Origin of the sequence: Serratia sp. BIGb0163, from assembly GCF_024809935.1 — a bacterium.
Classification (GTDB): Bacteria; Pseudomonadota; Gammaproteobacteria; order Enterobacterales; family Enterobacteriaceae; genus Serratia; species Serratia quinivorans.
In genome coordinates, this window is sequence record NZ_JANUDZ010000001.1 from 646,034 (window position 1) to 667,316 (window position 21,283).

The 21,283-nt window shown below is 54.5% G+C and carries 21 protein-coding genes; 16 read left to right on the forward strand and 5 right to left on the reverse strand.

All coding sequences use genetic code 11. The annotated features are described in order from the left end of the window. Positions 1-33 precede the first annotated feature (33 nt). A complete protein-coding gene (gene pyrC, locus M2406_RS03030) occupies positions 34-1,080 on the reverse strand; it encodes a dihydroorotase (RefSeq protein ID WP_012006321.1) in 1,047 nt (348 codons plus the stop codon). Positions 1,081-1,304: 224 nt separating this feature from the next. On the opposite strand from pyrC, the gene M2406_RS03035 reads away from it, so the two are divergent. Then, positions 1,305-1,592 carry a putative quinol monooxygenase gene (locus M2406_RS03035; RefSeq protein WP_012006322.1) on the forward strand — a complete coding sequence of 96 codons (288 nt, stop codon included), beginning with the start codon at positions 1,305-1,307 and terminating at the stop codon, positions 1,590-1,592. Positions 1,593-1,655: 63 nt separating this feature from the next. Here the strand turns inward: M2406_RS03035 and rne are convergent, their stop codons facing one another. Then, positions 1,656-5,024, reverse strand: coding sequence for a ribonuclease E (gene rne, locus M2406_RS03040; RefSeq protein ID WP_012006323.1), 3,369 nt, complete (start codon positions 5,022-5,024; stop codon positions 1,656-1,658). A 552-nt stretch (positions 5,025-5,576) separates the two neighbouring features. On the opposite strand from rne, the gene rluC reads away from it, so the two are divergent. Continuing rightward, complete coding sequence (gene rluC / locus M2406_RS03045; protein WP_012006324.1) at positions 5,577-6,539, forward strand: 23S rRNA pseudouridine(955/2504/2580) synthase RluC; 963 nt, start codon at positions 5,577-5,579, stop codon at positions 6,537-6,539. A 7-nt stretch (positions 6,540-6,546) separates the two neighbouring features. On the opposite strand, the gene M2406_RS03050 is transcribed toward rluC, so the two are convergent. Further along, on the reverse strand, positions 6,547-7,128 hold the full coding sequence (locus M2406_RS03050; RefSeq protein WP_156779286.1) for a nucleoside triphosphate pyrophosphatase: 582 nt from the start codon (positions 7,126-7,128) through the stop codon (positions 6,547-6,549). Between the two features lie 141 nt (positions 7,129-7,269). Between M2406_RS03050 and yceD the strand changes: the two genes are divergently transcribed. The 14 genes from yceD to ptsG all read left to right on the forward strand — a co-directional run bounded on the left by yceD (position 7,270) and on the right by ptsG (position 19,599). Further along, the gene (yceD, locus tag M2406_RS03055; protein ID WP_012006326.1) at positions 7,270-7,791 is read left to right on the forward strand and encodes a 23S rRNA accumulation protein YceD; all 522 of its coding nucleotides are present in this window, start codon (positions 7,270-7,272) and stop codon (positions 7,789-7,791) included. A gap of 16 nt (positions 7,792-7,807) precedes the next feature. Beyond that, positions 7,808-7,975 carry a 50S ribosomal protein L32 gene (gene rpmF / locus M2406_RS03060; protein ID WP_012006327.1) on the forward strand — a complete coding sequence of 56 codons (168 nt, stop codon included), beginning with the start codon at positions 7,808-7,810 and terminating at the stop codon, positions 7,973-7,975. 11 nt (positions 7,976-7,986) lie between these two features. After that, positions 7,987-9,021: a phosphate acyltransferase PlsX gene (gene plsX, locus M2406_RS03065; protein WP_012006328.1), complete on the forward strand. Its 1,035-nt coding sequence runs from the start codon at positions 7,987-7,989 to the stop codon at positions 9,019-9,021. Positions 9,022-9,027: 6 nt separating this feature from the next. After that, the gene (locus M2406_RS03070; protein WP_012006329.1) at positions 9,028-9,981 is read left to right on the forward strand and encodes a beta-ketoacyl-ACP synthase III; all 954 of its coding nucleotides are present in this window, start codon (positions 9,028-9,030) and stop codon (positions 9,979-9,981) included. 17 nt (positions 9,982-9,998) lie between these two features. After that, positions 9,999-10,928 (forward strand): ACP S-malonyltransferase, encoded by a 930-nt coding sequence (fabD, locus tag M2406_RS03075; RefSeq protein WP_259188555.1) that lies wholly within the window; start codon positions 9,999-10,001, stop codon positions 10,926-10,928. Between the two features lie 11 nt (positions 10,929-10,939). Beyond that, entirely contained in the window at positions 10,940-11,674 is a 735-nt protein-coding gene (fabG, locus tag M2406_RS03080) for a 3-oxoacyl-ACP reductase FabG (RefSeq protein WP_012006331.1), read from the forward strand. A 154-nt stretch (positions 11,675-11,828) separates the two neighbouring features. Next, positions 11,829-12,065, forward strand: a complete 237-nt coding sequence (gene acpP / locus M2406_RS03085; RefSeq protein WP_004719003.1) for an acyl carrier protein — start codon at positions 11,829-11,831, stop codon at positions 12,063-12,065. An 81-nt stretch (positions 12,066-12,146) separates the two neighbouring features. Next, complete coding sequence (gene fabF / locus M2406_RS03090) at positions 12,147-13,388, forward strand: beta-ketoacyl-ACP synthase II (protein WP_012006332.1); 1,242 nt, start codon at positions 12,147-12,149, stop codon at positions 13,386-13,388. A gap of 176 nt (positions 13,389-13,564) precedes the next feature. Then, the gene (gene pabC / locus M2406_RS03095) at positions 13,565-14,362 is read left to right on the forward strand and encodes an aminodeoxychorismate lyase (RefSeq protein WP_259188604.1); all 798 of its coding nucleotides are present in this window, start codon (positions 13,565-13,567) and stop codon (positions 14,360-14,362) included. 13 nt (positions 14,363-14,375) lie between these two features. Then, positions 14,376-15,401 (forward strand): endolytic transglycosylase MltG, encoded by a 1,026-nt coding sequence (gene mltG, locus M2406_RS03100; RefSeq protein ID WP_259188606.1) that lies wholly within the window; start codon positions 14,376-14,378, stop codon positions 15,399-15,401. After that, positions 15,391-16,029, forward strand: a complete 639-nt coding sequence (gene tmk / locus M2406_RS03105; protein ID WP_112363269.1) for a dTMP kinase — start codon at positions 15,391-15,393, stop codon at positions 16,027-16,029. The genes mltG and tmk overlap by 11 nt, the downstream gene beginning before the upstream one ends. Further along, positions 16,029-17,036: a DNA polymerase III subunit delta' gene (gene holB, locus M2406_RS03110; protein WP_017892427.1), complete on the forward strand. Its 1,008-nt coding sequence runs from the start codon at positions 16,029-16,031 to the stop codon at positions 17,034-17,036. The genes tmk and holB overlap by 1 nt, the downstream gene beginning before the upstream one ends. A 14-nt stretch (positions 17,037-17,050) precedes the next feature. Beyond that, entirely contained in the window at positions 17,051-17,827 is a 777-nt protein-coding gene (locus M2406_RS03115; RefSeq protein WP_012006337.1) for a metal-dependent hydrolase, read from the forward strand. A 338-nt stretch (positions 17,828-18,165) separates the two neighbouring features. Then, complete coding sequence (gene ptsG, locus M2406_RS03120; RefSeq protein WP_012006338.1) at positions 18,166-19,599, forward strand: PTS glucose transporter subunit IIBC; 1,434 nt, start codon at positions 18,166-18,168, stop codon at positions 19,597-19,599. Between the two features lie 149 nt (positions 19,600-19,748). Here the strand turns inward: ptsG and M2406_RS03125 are convergent, their stop codons facing one another. Both M2406_RS03125 and M2406_RS03130 read right to left on the reverse strand, forming a co-directional pair. Then, positions 19,749-19,970, reverse strand: a complete 222-nt coding sequence (locus tag M2406_RS03125) for an ogr/Delta-like zinc finger family protein (RefSeq protein WP_259188614.1) — start codon at positions 19,968-19,970, stop codon at positions 19,749-19,751. 73 nt (positions 19,971-20,043) lie between these two features. After that, a complete protein-coding gene (locus M2406_RS03130; protein ID WP_259188616.1) occupies positions 20,044-21,135 on the reverse strand; it encodes a phage late control D family protein in 1,092 nt (363 codons plus the stop codon). Between the last annotated feature and the right edge of the window lie 148 nt (positions 21,136-21,283).

The following is a 21,283-nucleotide window of genomic DNA, read 5'->3' on the forward strand; positions in this document are numbered from 1 at the left end:
GCGGGGGCAAGAGGTTGGATTAAAAAAAGATAATTATGCTTTCACCGACCAGCTCAGACTCTCCCCGGCCAGGAATGGAATGACCGTTTCGCTGCCCATGGCGATCTCTTCCGGCTGAGTCGTCGCTACGCGTTGCAGCTCGATGAAATCGGTATTGACCGGCAGGCCATAAAAACGCGGGCCGTTCAATGAGCAGAAGGCTTCCAGATGATCCAGCGCACCGAGTTGCTCGAACACGCTGGCGTAAGCCGGGATCGCATTGGGAGCGTTGAATACGCCAGCGCAGCCGCAGCTGGATTCCTTGCGGTGTTTGGCATGTGGTGCGGAGTCGGTGCCGAGGAAGAAGCGATCCGAACCGCTGGCAACGGCTTTGCGCAGTGCGTCCTGGTGAATATTGCGTTTCAGGATTGGCAGGCAGAACAGGTGCGGACGGATACCGCCAACCAGCATGTGGTTGCGGTTAAACATCAGGTGCTGAGGGGTGATGGTCGCGCCAAGGAAACGATTGCCTTCCTGCACGTACTGCGCCGCTTCTTTGGTGGTGATGTGTTCGAAGACGATTTTAAGTTCAGGGAACTGCTGACGAATCGGCTCCATGACCTGCTCAATAAAGCGAGCCTCGCGATCGAAAATATCAACGGCGGCATCGGTCACTTCACCGTGAATCAACAGTGGCATGCCGATTTTCTGCATTTGCTCGAACAGCGGGTAAATGGCTTTCACATCGCTGACGCCGTGGCTGGAATTGGTAGTGGCATTGGCCGGGTACAGCTTGGCGGCGGTGAACACGCCTTGCTCAAACCCGTTGACCAGTTCGGCTGCATCCAGTGAATTGGTCAGGTAGCAGGTCATCAGCGGGGTGAAATCATGTCCCTGAGGGACCGCTGCCAGAATACGGTCACGATAAGCGCAAGCCGCGGCGACGGTAGTAATTGGCAGAGCCAGGTTCGGCATCACAATCGCCCGGCCAAAGACCTGACTGGTATAAGGTAATACCGTTTTCAGCATGTCGTCATCGCGCAGATGGATGTGCCAGTCGTCAGGGCGGCGAATTTTTAGGGCTTGAGGTTGTGCGGTCATGTTGCAAGGCTCCGGCGGTTAGAAACGGGTCTACGTAAAAGCGAATAATGGGGGTTATTCACGCCGGGGTGTAAGGATAAGCGTAAAGCGCTTGCGATGCATCTGTTTGTTCACGGCAAGTTGAAATCAGTTGGCTTTCGGGGGCATAGTGACAGGGATTTGAATGATACCTGCGTCATAACTGTCAGGTTATCAACGTTAATCATGTGGAATGGGAGAGTGAAATGGAAGTACGTGTTATTGCCACCTTACAGGCTAAACCCGAGTTTGTGTCCGCCGTCAGCGATGTAGTGCATGCGATTATCGATCCAAGCCGCCAGGAACTGGGTAACCTGCAATATGATCTGCACCGCGATCTGGAAAAGCCGGGTACCTTCGTATTTTTTGAGCGTTGGGCAAGCGCTGAGGCACTGGAAAAACACAATGCCACCGAGCATTTCAAGCATTTCGTCAGCCAGTTAGAGGGCAAGCTAGACTCGCTGGATATCAAACAGTTGAAGAAAATAGCCTGAGCCGATTTTTCGGCAATAAAAAACCCGCCGAGTTGGCGGGTTTTTTTATCGGAGCAGATTAACTTAATCGTTAACCGGCTGCGGTTTGGTTGCCGGTGCGGTAGCCTGGTTTGCCGCCGCATGACCACCCGCAGAACCTTTGCCTTCGAAGTTGAAGGAAGGGCGCTGCCAATCACTTTGCTGCTGCTGTTCCGGTACATAGTCCGGCGCAGGAGCCTTGGTCATTGGCGCAGTAGCGATGTGTTTATACAGCACATCTGCCACCGGTACTGGTTGCTGTTGCACAACCGGCGCTTTTTCTTCGACCACTACCGCGGCAGCAACTTCCTGCACGGGTGCGGCTTCAACGACGGGCTCAACGAACACCGGAGCTGGTTCAGCGACAGTTTCTTCAGCAACGGTTGCTGCTGGAACGACTGGCGTTTCTTCAACCACTGGGGCAGGTTCAACCGCTGGGGCTTCCTCTACCACCGGTGCAGCTTCAACCACCGCGGTTTCTTCTACCACTGCAGGCGCTTCAGCCACCGGTGCTGCCGGGGTTTCTTCTGCCTGGGCAGCCATTGCCGGCTCAGCGGTTTCAACAACCGGTTGGGCTGGTTCTTCTGCCGGGGCCACAACTTCTGGTTCGATCACCGGCGCAACGGCTTGGGCAATAACCGGAGCGGCTACGCTGACGGCTTCCTGCGCCATGACGTTGTCGGCAGCGATTTCAACAGCTTCAGTCTGAACTTCTGCTTCTTCAATCACTTGCGCGGCTTGTGTGACAGGGTAACTCACCCACACCTTGCCGGAAGCCATCTCTGGAGAGGCGAAAGCACCTGCCAGCGGCATTGGCGACTGGGTAGGGTAACGCTCGTCACGGTAACGGCGACGACGTTGACCGCTGACACGCAGGTGGCGCGGAGAACGACGTGAGCGGCGTGGCATGCCGTTTTCGCCGTTAGCTCGGTTATCCTGTGCATCATCTTCGCCCGGTGCTTCAAGGGTTTCCGGCAGCAGTTTAACGCTGTCTTCAACCTGGGCTGGCTTCACGTCCTGGGCTTTCACTACCGGTGCTTTTGGCGCCAGCAGTTCTTCCGCTGCACGATGCAGTTCTTCTTCCGCAGACAGCACGCGAATTTTCTGCGACAGAGGACGACGCTGACGACGCTGCATGTTCTGCATCTGACGTTCTTCGAGATCTTCGTCAACGCTGGCGTTGGCAGGGGTTGCGGTTTCTACGCTTTCCAGCGCGGCCACTTCCTGCTGAGCCTGACGTTTCTCTTCCTGACGACGACGCTGGCGTTCGGCACGTTGGTCACGGCGCTGTTGCTGCTCTTCGCGCTGTGCCTTGGCGGCTTCTTCAGACAGCGGCTCTTCGGTTACGGCAGCAGTGGTTTGTGGCGCATTACGGCGGTTACGACGCTGCTCATCACGCACTTCGCGTGTTTCACGGCCTTCGCGGTTGTCGCGAGGTTCGCGATTTTCACGCGGCTCACGGTTATCACGACCTTCACCGCGCTCTTTACGCTCGCCACGTTCTGGACGATCGCCACGCTCACCACGTTCTCCGCGCTCACCACGATCTTTACGACCGGTACCCTGACGACGTTGACCACGACGATCCTGACGGCGGTTTTCACCGTTGCCTTCAGACTTCGGCGCTTCAACCACAGGTTTGGCTTCGACAACCGGCTGCTCTTCACCGGCAAACAGCGCTTTCAGACCACCGAACAGACGGCCCAACAGGCCCGGCTTGGCAGCGGCTGGTGCGGTTTGCTTGGTAGCAGTAGCGGCGACGGTAGCTTGAGCCACAACAGGTTCTTCTGCTGGTGGTGGGGCATCTGCAGCCAGAGAGAACGAAGCCAGTGCAGGTTGCTCCGGACGCTTGCGCTCCATCGGTGCATCTTCCAGCGGCTGGGCCATCTCTTCTTCATGCAGTTTCGGCAACAGGTAGCTCAGGGTTGGTGTTTCTTCACCCTTACGCACGCGCAGTACCGAGTAGTGCGGGGTTTGCATCTGATCGTTCGGCACGATGATCGCTTTCACGCCACCCTGACGTTTTTCGATCGCGCTCACCGATTCACGCTTTTCGTTCAGCAGGTAAGATGCCACCTGTACTGGCACGATGGCGTGAACTTCTTTGGTATTTTCTTTCAGCGCTTCTTCTTCGATCAGACGAAGAATGGAAAGTGCCAGCGATTCGTTATCACGGATGGTGCCGGTGCCGTTACAGCGCGGGCAGACGTGATGGCTGGATTCACCCAGTGATGGGCTGAGGCGCTGACGCGACATCTCAAGCAGGCCGAAACGGGAAATGCGACCGATTTGGATACGGGCACGGTCCTGACGGACGGCGTCACGCAGACGGTTTTCCACTTCACGTTGATGGCGAACCGGGGTCATATCGATAAAGTCGATAACGATCAGGCCGCCAAGGTCACGCAGACGCAGCTGGCGAGCAATCTCGTCCGCCGCTTCCAGGTTGGTGTTGAACGCAGTCTCTTCGATATCGCCGCCGCGGGTTGCTCGCGCGGAGTTGATATCGATAGCGGTCAGCGCTTCGGTGGAGTCGATAACGATCGAACCGCCGGAAGGCAGGCGAACTTCACGCTGGAAAGCGGATTCAATTTGAGATTCGATTTGATAGTGGCTGAACAGAGGGATTTCGCCGCTGTACAGTTTGATCTTGCTGCTGAAATCCGGACGGCCCAGGGCAGCGATGTGCTCTTTGGCCAGATCGAGAACCTTTGGGTTGTCGATCAGGATTTCGCCGATGTCCGGGCGCAGATAGTCGCGGAATGCACGCACGATAACGTTGCTTTCCTGATGGATCAGGAATGGCGCAGCGCGGCCTTCAGCGGCTTTTTTAATTGCTTCCCAGTGCTTCAGGCGGAATGACAGATCCCACTGCAGCGCATCGGCAGATTTGCCCACGCCCGCGGTGCGAACAATCAGACCCATGCCATCTGGCAGTTGCAGGGAAGAAAGAGCTTCTTTCAGTTCGGTGCGATCGTCACCCTCAATGCGGCGTGAAATACCGCCGGCACGTGGGTTGTTCGGCATCAGCACCAGATAACTGCCGGCCAGGCTGATGAAGGTGGTCAAGGCAGCGCCTTTGTTACCACGTTCTTCTTTATCAACCTGAACGATCACTTCCTGGCCTTCGCGCAGCACATCTTTGATGTTTGGGCGACCATGAGAAGAGTAGTTACTTGGGAAATATTCGCGAGAGATTTCTTTAAGAGGGAGGAAACCATGTCGTTCGGCGCCGTAATCTACGAACGCTGCTTCAAGACTTGGTTCTATACGAGTGATTTTGCCTTTGTAAATATTCGCTTTTTTCTGTTCATGACCCGGACTTTCAATATCCAAATCATACAGCCGCTGTCCATCTACCAAGGCAACACGCAACTCTTCCTGCTGAGTTGCGTTAATCAACATTCTTTTCATCTTAACTTACTCGTTATTTTTACATTATCGACAAAGCTGCGGGCAAAATAACCTCATGGCCGGATTAAAACCGAAAACCCCGTGTCTTCTCGCAAAGCCGTCAACCTCACGGTTGTCGCCTGCATAGGGGCGCATTATCTCGGTAAGCCTGTATTTCTTTGTGAAAAACAGCACTTTTACTAGGGGAATAGCCTCTGATTTACGTCGACAGATCTGATTCCGTTTGCCGGCCAAGCTGCAACCCGCAGCCCGCTAATTGTTTGATTTCACATTACGTCTTACGCCATTGCTGCGTTTTTGTGCCATCAGACAAATTTTATAATTCCACAGTTTTCCCTGTTTAACGAGAATCAACGTGGAAAGTAAACGCATTATTCCACTGCTGATACTGTTATAGCAAGGTGACTTTTCCTTAACTGCGGAAGAAATCGCAAACGTTCAAACCGGCTTGCTGCCTTATTGTCCGCTGAGATTTCGCCTGCAGTCAGAGAGACAGTTAAGCACATAAAAAGAAGTGGCGCTATTTACGCGCTCTATTTAGAATCCTGCCCCATGAAAACGAACATTCCTGCAGTACAACTAATCACGATTTCTGACGACGAAGCCGGTCAGCGAATCGACAACTTTCTACTTGCCCGCTTAAAAGGCGTGCCGAAGAGCATGATTTATCGCATCGTGCGCAAGGGTGAGGTGCGAGTTAATAAAGGACGCATCAAGGCGGAATACAAGCTGGCGCCCGGTGATGTGGTGCGTGTGCCGCCAGTGCGTGTTGCTGAGCGTGAAGATGCGCCGGTCTCGGCCAAACTGGATAAAGTGGCCGCGCTGGCCCATTGCATTCTGTATGAAGACGATCACCTGCTGCTGCTGAATAAACCCTCCGGCACTGCGGTGCATGGCGGTAGCGGCCTGAGTTTTGGCGTCATCGAAGCTCTGCGTGCGTTGCGCCCGGAAGCCCGCTTCCTGGAGTTGGTTCACCGTTTGGACCGCGATACCTCGGGCGTACTGCTGGTGGCGAAAAAGCGTTCTGCGCTGCGCTCCTTGCATGAGCAACTGCGCTTGAAAGGGATGCAGAAGGATTATTTGGCACTGGTGCGCGGTGAGTGGCAGTCGCATTGCAAAGCGGTGCAGGCACCGTTGCTGAAAAACATTCTGCAGAGCGGTGAACGCATCGTGCGTGTCAGCAGCGAAGGCAAGCCGTCGGAAACCCGCTTCAAGGTGGAAGAGCGCTTTGAGCATGCGACGCTGGTCAAGGCCAGCCCGATCACCGGGCGTACTCACCAGATCCGCGTTCACGCGCTGCACGCCGGGCATCCAATAGCCTTTGACGATCGTTATGGCGATCGTGAGTTCGATCGCCAATTGGCGGGGACCGGGCTTAAACGTTTGTTCCTGCATGCAGCGGCGTTGCGTTTTGAACATCCGGGCACCGGCGAAACCATGCGTATCGAAGCCCCGATGGACGCAGAATTGCGCCACTGCCTGCAGGTATTGCGCAAGCAGTCCAAACAGCAGTAAACCCTATTTATCCCAGCGGGTTGATGCCTTCAGCCCGCAGCATCTCCAGCAGTGCGATCAGCGGCAGGCCGATCAACGCATTCGGATCCCGTCCCTCCAGTTTGTCGAACAGCGCGATGCCCAAACCTTCACTTTTAAAGCTGCCTGCGCAGTTGAGCGGTTGCTCAAGGCGGATATAGGCGGCGATTTCAGCGTCACTCAGCGCACGGAAGTGCACGTGGAAGGGTTCGCAAAGCACCTGCAGGTGTTGGCTATGGCTGTTGTATAACGCCAGGCCGGTATAAAAGGTGACCCTTTGGCCGCTGGCCTGGCGTAATTGCGCGCGGGCATTTTCTGCGGTGTGTGGTTTTCCGGTGATTTTACCGTCGATCACGCAGACCTGATCGGAGCCGATAATCAGGTGGTCGGGGTAGGCGGCGGCCAATGCCTGGGCCTTTGCCGTTGCCAATCGCAGCACCAGCGCTTCGGCGCTTTCCCCGGCCAGTGGGGCTTCATCGACCTGGGGAGCATCACAGATAAAAGGCAGATGCAGTTTTTCCAATAGCATCTTGCGGTAGGTCGAGGTGGAGGCAAGCAGGAGTCTTTGCATAATTTTTTTCGTAAACCGTAGCGTAAATAGAGTAGGCATTTTAAACTGTCCGCCGCTGAGGAAGCGAATATTGGTGAAAGGTGCCGTTTTACGGCCTTTTTCTTTGACTCTAAGTCGTTACAAAGTTAATATGCGCGCCCTATGCAAAAGGTAAAATTACCCTTGACCATTGATGCGGTACGTACCGCTCAGAAACGCCTGGACTATGTTGGTTCCTATGCGCCTGAGCAGGTTACACGTGTCGCCGCCTCTGTGGTCAGTGTGGACAGTGATGTTGAGGTCTCGTTATCCTTTGATATTGATAACCAGCGCCTCGCGGTGATAACAGGGCATGCGGACGTCCAGGTAATGCTGATGTGCCAACGCTGTGGAGTTCCGTTTGAACATCATGTTCACACAACATATTGTTTTAGCCCGGTCGTCAATGATGAGCAGGCTGAGGCATTACCGGGAGCGTACGAGCCGATCGAAGTCGATGAGTTTGGCGAAGTCGATCTGCTGGCAATGATTGAAGACGAAATTATTCTTTCACTGCCTGTCGTCCCGGTACATGAATCTGAACACTGTGAAGTGTCCGAAGCGGATATGGTGTTTGGCAAACTGCCTGAAGAGGCGGAGAAACCAAATCCATTTGCCGTATTAGCCAGTTTAAAGCGTAAGTAATCAAGGAGTAAGGTCCATGGCCGTACAACAAAATAAACCAACCCGTTCCAAGCGTGGCATGCGTCGTTCACACGATGCTCTGACCACCGCCACTTTGTCTGTTGATAAAGCATCTGGCGAGACTCACCTGCGTCACCATATCACTGCCGACGGTTTCTACCGCGGTCGCAAGGTTATCGGCTAAGTAGCGATACCTTGACTCGTCTAACCCTGGCGTTAGATGCAATGGGCGGGGACTTCGGTCCCTGCGTCACAGTGCCTGCTTCATTGCAGGCACTGGCCTCTAATTTACAGCTTCATCTTCTGCTGGTCGGCAATCCCGACACCCTCTCTCCCTTACTTGCCAAAGCCGATCCGGTTCTTCTGGAACGTTTGCAAGTTGTGCCCGCTGAATCTGTGATAGCCGGCGACGCCAAACCCTCACAAGCGATACGCGCCAGCCGCGGTTCTTCCATGCGCATTGCGCTGGAACTGACTAAAAACGGCGATGCGCAAGGTTGTGTCAGCGCAGGTAATACCGGTGCGTTGATGGGGTTGGCGAAAATGCTGATCAAGCCGCTGGACGGTATTGAACGGCCGGCGCTGATGACGGTGATCCCGAATCAGCTGGGTGGCAAAACCGTGGTGCTGGATCTGGGCGCCAACGTCGAATGCGACAGTACCATGCTGGTGCAGTTCGCGGTGATGGGCGCGGTTATGGCCGAAGAGGTGGTGGGGATTGCGCAACCTCGCGTGGCGCTGCTGAATATTGGTGAAGAAGAAACCAAAGGCCTGGATAATATCCGCGAAGCGGCCGCCGTGCTAAAAAATACTCCGGCAATCAACTATATTGGTTACCTGGAAGGCAACGATCTTCTCACCGGTAAAACCGATGTGTTGGTCTGCGACGGCTTTGTGGGTAACGTCACCCTGAAGACCATGGAAGGGGTGGTAAGAGTATTTTTATCGCTGCTGAAATCATCCGGAGACGGTGGCAAGCAGGCGTGGTGGTTAAAATTGTTGGGCCGTTGGCTGCAAAAACGGGTGGTAAAGCGGTTCGGCCACCTGAACCCCGACCAGTATAATGGCGCATGTCTGTTAGGATTGCGCAGCACCGTAATCAAGAGCCACGGCGCTGCAAACCCACACGCGTTTGCAGTGGCAATCGAACAGGCTGTGCAGGCGGTGCAGCGGCAAGTCCCTGACAGGATTGCTGCGCGCCTTGAAGCTGTATTACCTAAGAGTGACTGATCGTACATGTATACAAAGATTCTCGGTACGGGGAGTTATTTACCCGTACAAGTGCGCACCAACGCTGACCTTGAAAAAATGGTGGATACCTCTGACGAGTGGATCGTCTCACGTACGGGTATCCGTGAACGCCGTATTGCCGCCGCTGATGAAACAGTTGCGACGATGGGTTTCCATGCTGCTGAAAAAGCGCTGGAAATGGCAGGTGTGGCTAAAGAAGACATCGGGCTGATCGTTGTGGCTACCACCACCTCGACCCACGCATTTCCAAGTTCTGCCTGCCAGGTGCAGCAGATGCTGGGCATCAAAGACTGTGCGGCATTCGATCTGGCTGCGGCCTGTGCCGGTTTCACCTATGCGTTGAGCGTCGCCGATCAGTATGTTAAAAACGGCGCGGTGAAACATGCTCTGGTGATCGGCGCAGACGTGTTGTCACGCACGCTGGATCCGGAAGATCGCGGCACTATCATTCTGTTTGGTGATGGCGCAGGCGCGGTGCTGTTGGGGGCTTCTGAAGAGCCGGGCATTTTGTCGACCCATCTGCACGCCGACGGCAGCTACGGCGGTTTGTTGACCTTGCCGTTCAAGGATCGTCAGGATCAGGACAAGCCGGCCTATGTCACCATGGCGGGCAATGAAGTCTTCAAGGTTGCGGTTACCGAACTGGCTCACATCGTTGATGAAACGCTGCAGGCCAATAATCTGGATCGCAGCGCGCTGGACTGGCTGGTGCCGCACCAGGCCAATTTGCGTATTATCAGCGCGACGGCGAAAAAATTGGGTATGGGGATGGATAAAGTGGTAGTGACGCTCGATCGTCACGGTAACACCTCTGCCGCCTCGGTCCCTGCAGCGCTCGACGAAGCGGTGCGTGATGGGCGGATCCAACGCGGCCAACTGGTGCTGCTGGAAGCCTTTGGCGGCGGCTTTACCTGGGGCTCGGCGCTGGTTCGTTTCTGATATAACAGGAAGAAAAAATGACGCAATTTGCTTTTGTTTTTCCAGGCCAGGGTTCACAGACTCTGGGCATGCTGGCCGATTTGGCCACTCAATATCCGATCGTTGAAGCGACCTTCAGCGAAGCCTCTTCCGTCCTGGGTTACGACCTGTGGCAGCTGGTGCAGCAAGGGCCGGCGGAAGAACTGAATAAAACCTGGCAGACGCAGCCGGCATTGCTGGCCGCTTCCGTAGCCATTTTCCGCGTCTGGCAGCAGCAGGGCGGAAAAACGCCGGCCATTATGGCTGGCCATAGCCTGGGTGAATACTCGGCGCTGGTGTGTGCGGGCGTGCTGGATTTCCAGGCGGCAATCCGTCTGGTTGAGCTGCGCGGCAAACTGATGCAGGAAGCGGTGCCGGAAGGCACTGGCGCGATGTCCGCCATTATCGGCCTGGACAACGCCGCCATCGCCAAGGCTTGTGAAGAGTCTGCCCAGGGGCAGGTTGTTTCACCGGTGAACTTTAACTCACCGGGCCAGGTGGTGATCGCCGGCAATAAAGAAGCGGTTGAACGTGCTGGTGCGGCCTGTAAAGCCGCTGGCGCCAAGCGTGCGTTGCCGTTGCCGGTGAGCGTGCCTTCGCACTGCGCACTGATGAAACCGGCCGCAGACAAGCTGGCTGTGGCGTTGCAGGAGATTACCTTCAGCGCACCGCAGGTCCCGGTGGTGAATAACGTCGACGTGAGCACCGAAACCGATCCAGAAGCGATCCGCAGTGCACTGGTGCGCCAGTTGTACAGCCCGGTACGTTGGACCGAAAGCGTAGAGTTTATGGCAGCACAGGGCGTTACCTTGCTGCTAGAGGTTGGTCCGGGTAAAGTTCTGACCGGTCTGACTAAACGTATTGTTGACACCCTGACGGCGGCGGCGGTTAATGACGCAGCCAGCCTGACAGCGGCGCTTGAACAATAAAGAGGAAAACAATGAGCTTCGAAGGTAAAGTTGTTCTGGTCACCGGCGCCAGCCGGGGTATTGGCCGGGCTATTGCAGAAACGTTTGTGGCACGTGGCGCCAAAGTCATCGGCACCGCCACCAGTGAAAGCGGCGCTGAGGCTATCAGCAGCTACCTGGGTGCAAGCGGCAAAGGGTTTGCGTTGAATGTGGTCGATGCTCAATCTATCGACAGCGTTCTGGCATCTATTCGTGCTGAATTTGGCGAAATCGACATTTTAGTGAATAATGCCGGTATTACGCGTGATAACCTCCTGATGCGTATGAAGGACGACGAGTGGCAGGATATCCTGAACACCAATCTGACTTCCGTATTCCGTCTGTCAAAAGCGGTAATGCGAGCTATGATGAAAAAGCGGTTTGGCCGTATCATCACCATCGGTTCCGTAGTTGGTACCATGGGGAACGCAGGGCAGGCTAATTACGCGGCGGCTAAAGCCGGTCTGATTGGTTTTAGCAAGTCTTTGGCACGCGAAGTTGCTTCGCGTGGCATTACGGTCAACGTCGTGGCACCTGGCTTTATTGAGACGGACATGACACGGGCGTTGACAGATGATCAGCGTGCAGGCATTTTGTCATCAGTTCCAGCCAATCGGCTGGGGGATGCTAAAGAAATCGCCAGCGCTGTTGCATTTTTAGCCTCTGATGAGGCTGGCTACATCACCGGTGAAACGTTGCATGTCAATGGCGGCATGTACATGATTTAAAAAATGCGAAAACTATTTGCGTTATTTGGGGTAAAAACCGCAGAATAGCGTAAAATCGTGGTTTGACCAGCCGGGATTTAGTTGCATCTTTTTCAACATTTTATACACTACGAAAACCATCGCGAAAGCGAGTTTTGATAGGAAATTTAAGAGTATGAGCACTATCGAAGAACGCGTTAAGAAAATCATTGTTGAGCAGTTGGGTGTTAAACAGGAAGAAGTTTTAAATAACGCTTCTTTCGTTGAAGATCTGGGTGCTGATTCTCTTGACACCGTTGAGCTGGTAATGGCTCTGGAAGAAGAGTTCGACACAGAGATTCCAGACGAAGAAGCTGAGAAAATCACTACTGTTCAGGCAGCTATTGATTTCATCAACGCCAGCCAGCAGTAAGAGAACATATCTAGGCGGTCACTCGACCGCCTAAGTTTTTTCTATCCCTAGTGTCATATTTTCCCTCCTTGGAGGACAAACGTGTCTAAGCGTCGAGTAGTTGTGACCGGACTGGGCATGTTGTCTCCTGTCGGCAATACGGTAGAGTCCACATGGACAGCTCTTCTTGCCGGTCAGAGTGGCATCAGCCTGATCGACCATTTCGATACCGCAGCCTATGCGACCAAGTTTGCTGGCCTGGTAAAGAATTTTAATTCAGAGGATTTCATCTCACGCAAAGATGCGCGCAAGATGGACGCCTTCATCCAATACGGTATCGCTGCCGGCATGCAAGCCATGCAGGATGCACAATTGGATATCACCGAGGCTAACGCCAGCCGCATTGGTGCCGCTATCGGCTCCGGCATCGGCGGCCTGGGTTTGATTGAAGAGAACCACAGTTCACTGGTTAACGGTGGCCCACGGAAAATCAGTCCGTTTTTTGTGCCGTCAACCATCGTAAACATGATTGCAGGCCACCTGACCATCATGTACGGCATGCGTGGCCCGAGCATTTCGATCGCCACCGCCTGTACTTCAGGTGTGCATAACATTGGCCATGCTGCGCGTATCATTGCTTACAATGATGCCGACGTCATGCTGGCCGGTGGGGCAGAGAAAGCCAGTACTCCGTTGGGTGTCGGCGGCTTCGGCGCAGCACGCGCGTTGTCGACCCGTAACGAAGATCCTCAAGCGGCCAGCCGCCCATGGGACAAAGACCGTGACGGTTTTGTGCTGGGTGACGGTGCCGGCATGATGGTGCTGGAAGAGTACGAACACGCCAAAAAACGCGGCGCCAAGATTTATGCTGAAGTCGTCGGTTTTGGGATGAGCAGCGATGCTTATCATATGACGTCACCCCCTGAAAATGGTGCGGGCGCAGCGCTGGCGATGGAAAATGCGTTGCTTGATGCTGGTGTGACTACGTCACAAATTGGTTATATCAATGCGCATGGCACTTCAACGCCGGCCGGTGACAAAGCCGAAACGCAGGCGGTGAAGTCGGTATTTGGCAGCGATGCACAGCGCGTGATGGTCAGCTCGACCAAATCGATGACCGGCCACCTGTTGGGTGCCGCAGGCGCGATCGAATCGATCTTCACCGTATTGGCATTGCGTGACCAGGCCGTTCCGCCAACCATCAATCTGGATAATCCGGATGAAGGTTGCGATTTGGACTTTGTTCCGCATGAAGCTCGCCAGGTGAGTGATATGCAGTACACGCTGTGTAACTCCTTCGGTTTCGGCGGCACCAACGGTTCACTGATCTTCCGCAAGGTGTAATGCCTCTGCTGGCAGACGGTAAAAAAGCCCGGTTTTTTAAACCGGGCTTTTTTTATGGCGCTGACCCGCTACTCGGAAAGCTCTGCTTGTCGGCACTGTGGCCAAACGGCAAGCTGCTGCTAACGGCACCTGCGCCTGTTATTCTGTAGTCATACCAACGCGGTCAGGGGGAGTCTATGTACTGGATTAATGGACATCAGCACGATGCGCTAGCGCCAAGCGATCGCGGTTTGCAGTTTGGTGACGGCTGTTTCACTACCGCCCGGGTGATTGAGGGGAAAATAGACCTGCTGCCCTGGCATATCGAGCGGCTGCAGTTGGCAGCGCAACGGCTGATGCTGCCGTCCTGCGACTGGAATGCTTTGGAAGATGAAATGGTGCGCGCAGCAGAATCTATCCCATTGGGCGTGGTCAAAGCGATACTGACTCGCGGCAGCGGTGGCAGGGGGTACAGCCCGCAAGGGTGTGAGGCTCCCACACGCATAGTCTCTCGTAGCACCTATCCCATGCACTATTTGCCATGGCGAGAGCAGGGCATCAGCCTGACGCTCAGTCCGGTAGCGCTGGGGCGCAATCCCCTGTTGGCTGGGCTAAAGCATCTGAATCGTTTGGAGCAGGTGTTGATCCGCACGCATCTTGACCAGACAACCGCCGACGAGGCGCTGGTGCTTGACACTGCCGGTATGCTGGTGGAATGCTGTGCGGCTAATTTGTTCTGGCGTAAGGGGAAAGCGGTATTTACGCCAGATTTGAGCCAGGCAGGCGTGGCTGGGCTGATGCGTCGCCGGGTTATTGAGCTGCTGGCGGGCAGCGAATACTCGCTGCACTGCGTCAGTGAGCCGCTGGAGACGCTGGCCGATGCCGAAGAAGTGCTGGTGAGCAATGCGTTAATGCCGTTGCTGCCGGTCAATACTGTGCAATCATGGCGTTACCCTTCACGCCAACTTTATGATTTTTTGCGCCCACACTGTTAACGATGGCTGATTGATGAAGAAAAGAAAGCTGAAGTTCGTTTCTATTATTGTTGTTCTGGTATTGGGCCTGCTGTTTTGGGGCTACCAGAAGGTTGAACGCTTCGCGGATACGCCACTTGCGATCCAGCAGGAAGCCATTTTCAAACTGCCGGCAGGGACCGGTCGGGTAGCCCTGGAGGGGCTGCTGGTGCGGGACAAACTGATCCGCACTGGCCAGTGGTTCCCATGGTTACTGCGCCTGGAGCCGGAATTGGCCGAGTTTAAGGCTGGAACCTATCGCTTTACGCCGGGTATGACGGTGCGTCAAATGCTTAAACTGTTGGCCAGCGGTAAAGAAGCCCAATTCAGCGCACGCTTTATTGAAGGTTCCCGCTTGCGGGACTGGCTGCTTGTGCTGCAACAGTCAAAATACCTCAAACATACCCTGGCCGGTAAAAGCGAGGCGGAAATTGCCAAGGCGCTAGGCTTGCCAGAAGGCGCCAACCCAGAAGGGCGCCTGTACCCGGATACCTATCTGTATACCGCAGGCATGAGCGATATGGCGCTGTTGAAGCGTGCCCACCTGCGTATGATTAAAGCATTGGAGAGCGCCTGGCAGGGCCGTGAGGCCAGTTTGCCGTACAAAACGCCGGAAGAGTTGCTGACCATGGCCTCAATCATTGAGAAAGAGACTGCGGTACCGGAGGAACGTACCAAAGTGGCCTCGGTATTCATTAATCGCCTGCGTATTGGCATGCGTTTGCAGACCGACCCGACGGTGATCTACGGCATGGGCGAGGCGTATAATGGCAACATTACCCGCAAGGATTTGGAAACGCCGACGCCGTACAACACCTACGTGATCAACGGTCTGCCGCCAACGCCGATTGCCATGCCAAGCCAGGCTTCGCTGGAGGCCGCTGCCAATCCGGCCAAGACGCCTTATTTGTACTTTGTTGCCGACGGTAAGGGCGGGCATCAATTTACCACTAACCTGGCCAGCCACAATCAGGCGGTGCGCGCCTATCGCCAGGCGTTAAAGGAAAAGAATGAAAAGTAAATTCGTGGTTATCGAAGGGCTTGAAGGTGCGGGCAAAACGACCGCACGCGATACCGTAGTCGACGTACTGCGCGAACATGGCATCAACGACATTGCCTTTACCCGTGAACCCGGCGGCACGCCGTTGGCAGAAAAACTGCGCGACCTGTTCAAACGCGGCGTGGAGGGCGAACTGCCGACCATCAAGGCCGAGGTTCTGATGCTGTATGCGGCCCGTGTACAGTTGGTGGAAACGGTGATCAAACCGGCTTTGGCGCGCGGTGCCTGGGTGGTTGGCGATCGGCACGACCTGTCTTCTCAAGCCTACCAGGGCGGCGGTCGGGGTGTGGATCAACAACTTATGGCCTCGCTGCGTGACACGGTATTAGGGGAGTTTCGTCCCGATCTGACGCTTTATCTGGATTTGCCGCCGATAGTGGGTCTGCAGCGTGCCCGAGCACGGGGCGAACTGGATCGTATCGAACAGGAAGCATTGCCATTCTTTGAACGTACCCGCGCACGTTATCAGGAGTTGGCGGCGCAAGATGCGTCCATCATCACCGTGGATGCTTCTCAATCGCTTGATCAGGTGACGGCGGCGATTCGTCGTTGCGTCAGCCAATGGTTACAGCAGCAGGAAGGCGCGTAATGAACTGGTACCCGTGGCTGAATACCCCTTACCGCCAGTTGGTCGGGCAATATGCTACCGGGCGCGGTCATCACGCACTGTTATTGCATGCCGCTGCCGGCCATGGTGAAGATGCGCTGGCCTATGGCCTGAGTCGGTGGCTGATCTGCCAACGTCGCAACGGTGAGAAAAGCTGCGGTGAATGCCATAGCTGTCGGTTGATGCTGGCAGGAAATCACCCGGATTATCACGTGCTGACGCCGGAAAAAGGCAAAAGCAGCCTGGGGGTGGAGCCCATCCGCCAGCTGATTGAGATCCTTTATTCTCATGCGCAGCAGGGCGGTGCCAAGGTGATCTGGCTACCGCAGGCGGAGTTGCTGACCGAGGCTGCCGCCAATGCCCTGTTGAAAACGCTGGAAGAACCGCCGGAAAAAACCTATTTCCTGCTGAGCTGCCGTGAGCCTTCACGCCTGCTGGCGACGCTGCGCAGCCGTTGTTTGTACTGGCATCTCGCCAGTCCGGACGAACAGCTCAGTCTGCAATGGCTGAATCGGCAGACGCCGGGTAATCAGATCGATCTCCTGACCGCCTTGCGCTTGCATGACGGCGCACCCTTGGCCGCAGAGCAATTGCTCCAGCCGGAACGTTGGCAACAACGTAGCGCGCTGTGCGCGGCCCTGAGTGCCGCTTTGCCGCAGCACGACATGTTGTCGCTGCTGCCGGTATTGAATCACGAAGACGTCGCTGAGCGGCTACACTGGCTATGTTCGTTGTTAATGGACGCCATGAAGTGGCAGCAGGGGGCCGCCGGCTTTGTTCTGAACCAGGATCAGCAACCGCTGGTGCACCAGCTGGCCAGCCGCCTGAGCAGTACGTCGCTGCAGCAAGCCGTGCAGCAATGGCTGCATTGTCGCCATCAGTTGCTTAGCGTCGTCGGCGTTAACCGCGAACTGCTGCTGACCGAACAGTTACTTGGCTGGGAGCAGTTGCTCGGCGCTACCGGCTATTCCCACCCTCATTCGCTGTAAAAGAGTTAAATATTATGTTGTTAGTAGATTCTCATTGTCACCTCGACGGCCTGGATTACCAAACTCTGCATCAAAATGTGGATGATGCCTTGGCGAAGGCCAAGGCGCGCGATGTCGGTTACGTGCTGGCGGTGGCCACCACTTTGCCGGGCTATCAGGCGATGACGCAATTGATTGGCCAACGCGATGACGTGGCCTTCTCCTGCGGGGTGCATCCGCTCAATCTGGAGGGGGGCTACGACTACGCTGAGCTGCGCCGTTTGGCGGCAGCAGAGCAGGTGGTGGCACTGGGTGAAACCGGGCTGGACTACTTCTATCAGAAAGACAATCTTGAGCTGCAGCAAGCGTCGTTCCGTGAACATATTCGTATCGGCCGCGATCTGAACAAGCCGGTGATCGTGCATACCCGCGATGCACGGGAAGACACACTGGCTATTCTGCGTGAAGAAAATGCCCAGGACTGTGGCGGTGTATTGCACTGCTTCACCGAAGATTGCGCTACCGCTGAGGCGTTGCTGGATCTGGGGTTCTACATTTCTTTCTCAGGCATCCTGACCTTCCGCAATGCAGAGCAACTGCGTGAAGTGGCGCGCTATGTGCCACTGGATCGTATTCTGGTGGAAACCGACTCGCCGTATCTGGCTCCGGTGCCGCATCGCGGCAAAGAAAACCAACCTGCCTATGTGCGCGATGTGGCTGAATACATGGCGGTATTGAAGGGCGTGAGCCTGGAAACGCTGGCTGAAGCCACCACCGCCAACTTTTCACGCTTATTTCACATCGAACTCTAATCTTTGGCCTAGTCTATAGCTGTGGTTAACGAAATCTGAATTCTTTTTAAGCTCGTAATTAATCGCCGAAACGGGTAATGTTCCCACCCGTTTTTCGGGCGAGGTGCGGGCGTTTATTGCTCATTTTTAACAAAAAATGGGCGATATAAGAAAAATACCCGGTTTTGTTCATCGAAACGTGACTGTCATCAAACATTGCGCAGCCTATTTATTTTACTCTGCGTAATAATTCAAGGGGTGCTCAGACACCCTGAATTGCAGGGGTTTTTCTCCCCCCCTTGCAACGCGAAGAATCGCGAAAAGTAGCAAAGCACTATTACTCAGGAGCACACTCAACTATGTTCAAGAACGCATTTGCAAACCTGCAAAAAGTAGGTAAGTCGCTAATGCTGCCGGTATCCGTATTGCCTATCGCAGGTATCCTGCTGGGCGTCGGTTCCGCCAACTTTAGCTGGCTACCCGCGGTAGTCTCACACGTGATGGCGGAAGCCGGCGGTTCCGTTTTCGCCAACATGCCGCTGATTTTTGCCATCGGTGTTGCCCTGGGCTTCACCAATAACGACGGTGTCTCCGCGTTAGCTGCGGTAGTGGCTTACGGCATCATGGTGAAAACCATGGCGGTGGTTGCACCACTGGTGCTGCACCTGCCGGCTGAAGAAATTGCGGCCAAACACCTGGCGGATACCGGTGTACTCGGGGGGATTATCTCCGGCTCCATCGCTGCCTATATGTTTAACCGTTTCTTCCGCATTCAGTTGCCGGAATATCTGGGCTTCTTTGCCGGTAAGCGCTTTGTGCCAATTATCTCCGGCCTGGCGGCAATCGTTCTGGGCGTAGTGCTTTCCTTTATCTGGCCTCCAATCGGTACGGCTATCCAGACCTTCTCCCAGTGGGCGGCTTATCAGAACCCGGTAGTGGCGTTTGGTATCTACGGCGTGGTTGAACGTGCGCTGGTGCCGTTCGGTCTGCACCATATCTGGAACGTGCCGTTCCAAATGCAGATTGGTGAATACACCAACGCAGCAGGTCAGGTGTTCCACGGCGATATTCCACGTTATATGGCGGGTGACCCAACTGCGGGTAAACTGTCCGGTGGCTTCCTGTTCAAAATGTACGGTCTGCCTGCTGCTGCGATTGCCATCTGGCACTCAGCCAAGCCGGAAAACCGCGCTAAAGTCGGCGGTATCATGATCTCCGCTGCGCTGACTTCGTTCCTGACCGGTATCACCGAACCGATCGAGTTCTCCTTCATGTTCGTTGCGCCGATCCTGTACGCAATCCATGCCATTCTGGCTGGTCTGGCGTTCCCGATCTGTATCCTGTTGGGGATGCGTGACGGCACCAGCTTCTCACACGGTCTGATCGACTTTATCGTCCTGAGCGGCAACAGCAGCAAAATCTGGCTGTTCCCAATCGTCGGTATCATCTACGGTCTGGTGTACTACACCATCTTCCGCGTGCTGATTGCCAAGCTGGATCTGAAAACCCCAGGGCGTGAAGACACGGCCTCTGAGCAGGTTACTCAGGGCGGTTCTGAAATGTCTGCGGCGCTGGTACAGGCCTTTGGCGGTAAAGACAACATCACCAACCTGGATGCCTGCATCACCCGTCTGCGCGTTAGCGTGGCGGACGTGAGCAAGGTTGACCAGGCTGGCCTGAAAAAACTGGGTGCTGCCGGCGTCGTTGTCGCAGGCTCGGGCGTTCAGGCTATCTTTGGTACCAAATCTGACAACCTGAAAACGGATATGGACGAATACATCCGTAATCATTAATTCAGGCAGGGGAGTTTTGAGGGAGGCGAAAGCCTCCCTTTTTTATTGGTTTTAATATTGATTTATAAGTGTTTTATATTTTTAATGTCCACATTAAGACCTCAGGATAAGCGAATCCGTACAACTGCCCACATCTGCGGGCAGCCTAATTAGCCGAAGATCAGTGAGGTTTGTCCGCTGCTTTTGGGGTGAGGTTGTACAGGATCTGCGGTTTGCGGTTGGGAAATCATGCGGGTAAAGGTTTCATGACTCACGAATGTGCCCCCACAATTGATGTTAGTGCATTGGTTGTAACGTTCTTTGGTGGTTGAGGTGATATAGCTTGATGATCGGGTGTGCGCGGCCTGGCCGCAAAGCGGGCAATGCATCATGGCGGGGTTCTCCGAGATGCCCTGACTATGGTCAGTATTGCTAATAATTATGCACAATTATTGCTGTTTTGCATCACTCCATTTCCAGATCATCAATCTTGACCTCCAAATCGAGGGCGGTAGTAAATCCGCTGTTGTTCAGTGAGTGAGTCACTTTAACCAACGTCCAGTTAGCCTCATCGATCTCTTTTTTGAAACCTGAAACAGTGACCGGTGCTTCCGGGTAAATATCTGCACGTCCACGCGCAAGCTGAATAGAGAAGGTCGCAACACCACGCTGAATACGTTCCCAATTTGCCTTTGCCGCGCGCTGTGCATTATATTTTGATGCGTAGGTATGGCGCAGTACCAATACATTCTTATCGCTGCCGATCAGGTATTCCCCCTGTTTCTCATCGACAACTACAGGTTTTTTTACCCGACGGCGTTTAACCTTCACCTGTTCGTTTTTCGCTGTGCGGGTATTCAGCCAGTTGGCCACAACGCCGGTATAAGCTCCCCGATCGGTTAGGGTGAATTGATGGCTATCACCTGACTGGCTATTAATGAGGATTGCCGGGATCGGTTTTCCCCCGACGGTCATATTTTGCCCCTGTTTAAAAAACAGCAGATTGCCGTTTTTTATTGCGGCCACAGCGCCATTCTCTTTTGCCAGTCGGGTGATAAAACTCCCGTCTGACTCGGTAGTTTGGTCGATATGCCCGATCTGAATGTTTGCCACATTCTTATTGATGACCGCCGCCAGCTTATTGCGGCCGGCAATGGTTTTGACAATGTCCCCTATGGTTTTTTTATGATAAGAGGCATCGCGCTGCACGTTCAATGTTTGCCGAAAATCGGCACTGCGGGCTGTTATGGTCAATACGTCAGGTGCGCCAGCATGGCCAATTTCATCAACGACAAACGTCCCTTTATCGATCACTCCGGTATCTTTCCAGCCGAGTGCAACAGCCAGGCTGACGCCACGGCGTGGCAGTTTCAAATTGCCTTCGCTATCGTCAAGCTCAATATTGATCTGGTCAGCCTCAAAGCCCCGGTTATCCGTTAGTGTCAGGTTGATTAATTTTTCTTTCACCTTCCCGGTGATATCAACGCCTTCAATGCTAAGCGAGTACGCCGGGGTATTGTCGCCGCTGAGTTTGTCTAACGTATCGATCAGGCTCATGACAGGAACCCGCCGACGGTATGCGAACTCAACGAGTGGGCAGGGGAAGAGGTGATCAGCTTTAAATCTTATGAACTACTGAAACAGGATGCGTAAGCTAAATTTACTGACTCATACTTGACCTGAAATCTTTTATGACATGAGCTAA

What these genes read in the sequence shown, in the direction of transcription:
- holB (WP_017892427.1), top strand. Translation starts at nt 16,029, where the DNA reads ATGAACTGGTACCCGTGGCTGAATACCCCTTACCGCCAGTTGGTCGGG.
- yceD (WP_012006326.1), top strand. Translation starts at nt 7,270, where the DNA reads ATGCAAAAGGTAAAATTACCCTTGACCATTGATGCGGTACGTACCGCT.
- pyrC (WP_012006321.1), bottom strand. Translation starts at nt 1,080, where the DNA reads ATGACCGCACAACCTCAAGCCCTAAAAATTCGCCGCCCTGACGACTGG.
- fabD (WP_259188555.1), top strand. Translation starts at nt 9,999, where the DNA reads ATGACGCAATTTGCTTTTGTTTTTCCAGGCCAGGGTTCACAGACTCTG.
- M2406_RS03035 (WP_012006322.1), top strand. Translation starts at nt 1,305, where the DNA reads ATGGAAGTACGTGTTATTGCCACCTTACAGGCTAAACCCGAGTTTGTG.
- fabG (WP_012006331.1), top strand. Translation starts at nt 10,940, where the DNA reads ATGAGCTTCGAAGGTAAAGTTGTTCTGGTCACCGGCGCCAGCCGGGGT.
- rne (WP_012006323.1), bottom strand. Translation starts at nt 5,024, where the DNA reads ATGAAAAGAATGTTGATTAACGCAACTCAGCAGGAAGAGTTGCGTGTT.
- M2406_RS03115 (WP_012006337.1), top strand. Translation starts at nt 17,051, where the DNA reads ATGTTGTTAGTAGATTCTCATTGTCACCTCGACGGCCTGGATTACCAA.
- M2406_RS03070 (WP_012006329.1), top strand. Translation starts at nt 9,028, where the DNA reads ATGTATACAAAGATTCTCGGTACGGGGAGTTATTTACCCGTACAAGTG.
- mltG (WP_259188606.1), top strand. Translation starts at nt 14,376, where the DNA reads ATGAAGAAAAGAAAGCTGAAGTTCGTTTCTATTATTGTTGTTCTGGTA.
- tmk (WP_112363269.1), top strand. Translation starts at nt 15,391, where the DNA reads ATGAAAAGTAAATTCGTGGTTATCGAAGGGCTTGAAGGTGCGGGCAAA.
- M2406_RS03050 (WP_156779286.1), bottom strand. Translation starts at nt 7,128, where the DNA reads ATGCAAAGACTCCTGCTTGCCTCCACCTCGACCTACCGCAAGATGCTA.
- acpP (WP_004719003.1), top strand. Translation starts at nt 11,829, where the DNA reads ATGAGCACTATCGAAGAACGCGTTAAGAAAATCATTGTTGAGCAGTTG.
- ptsG (WP_012006338.1), top strand. Translation starts at nt 18,166, where the DNA reads ATGTTCAAGAACGCATTTGCAAACCTGCAAAAAGTAGGTAAGTCGCTA.
- M2406_RS03130 (WP_259188616.1), bottom strand. Translation starts at nt 21,135, where the DNA reads ATGAGCCTGATCGATACGTTAGACAAACTCAGCGGCGACAATACCCCG.
- rpmF (WP_012006327.1), top strand. Translation starts at nt 7,808, where the DNA reads ATGGCCGTACAACAAAATAAACCAACCCGTTCCAAGCGTGGCATGCGT.
- rluC (WP_012006324.1), top strand. Translation starts at nt 5,577, where the DNA reads ATGAAAACGAACATTCCTGCAGTACAACTAATCACGATTTCTGACGAC.
- M2406_RS03125 (WP_259188614.1), bottom strand. Translation starts at nt 19,970, where the DNA reads ATGATGCATTGCCCGCTTTGCGGCCAGGCCGCGCACACCCGATCATCA.
- pabC (WP_259188604.1), top strand. Translation starts at nt 13,565, where the DNA reads ATGTACTGGATTAATGGACATCAGCACGATGCGCTAGCGCCAAGCGAT.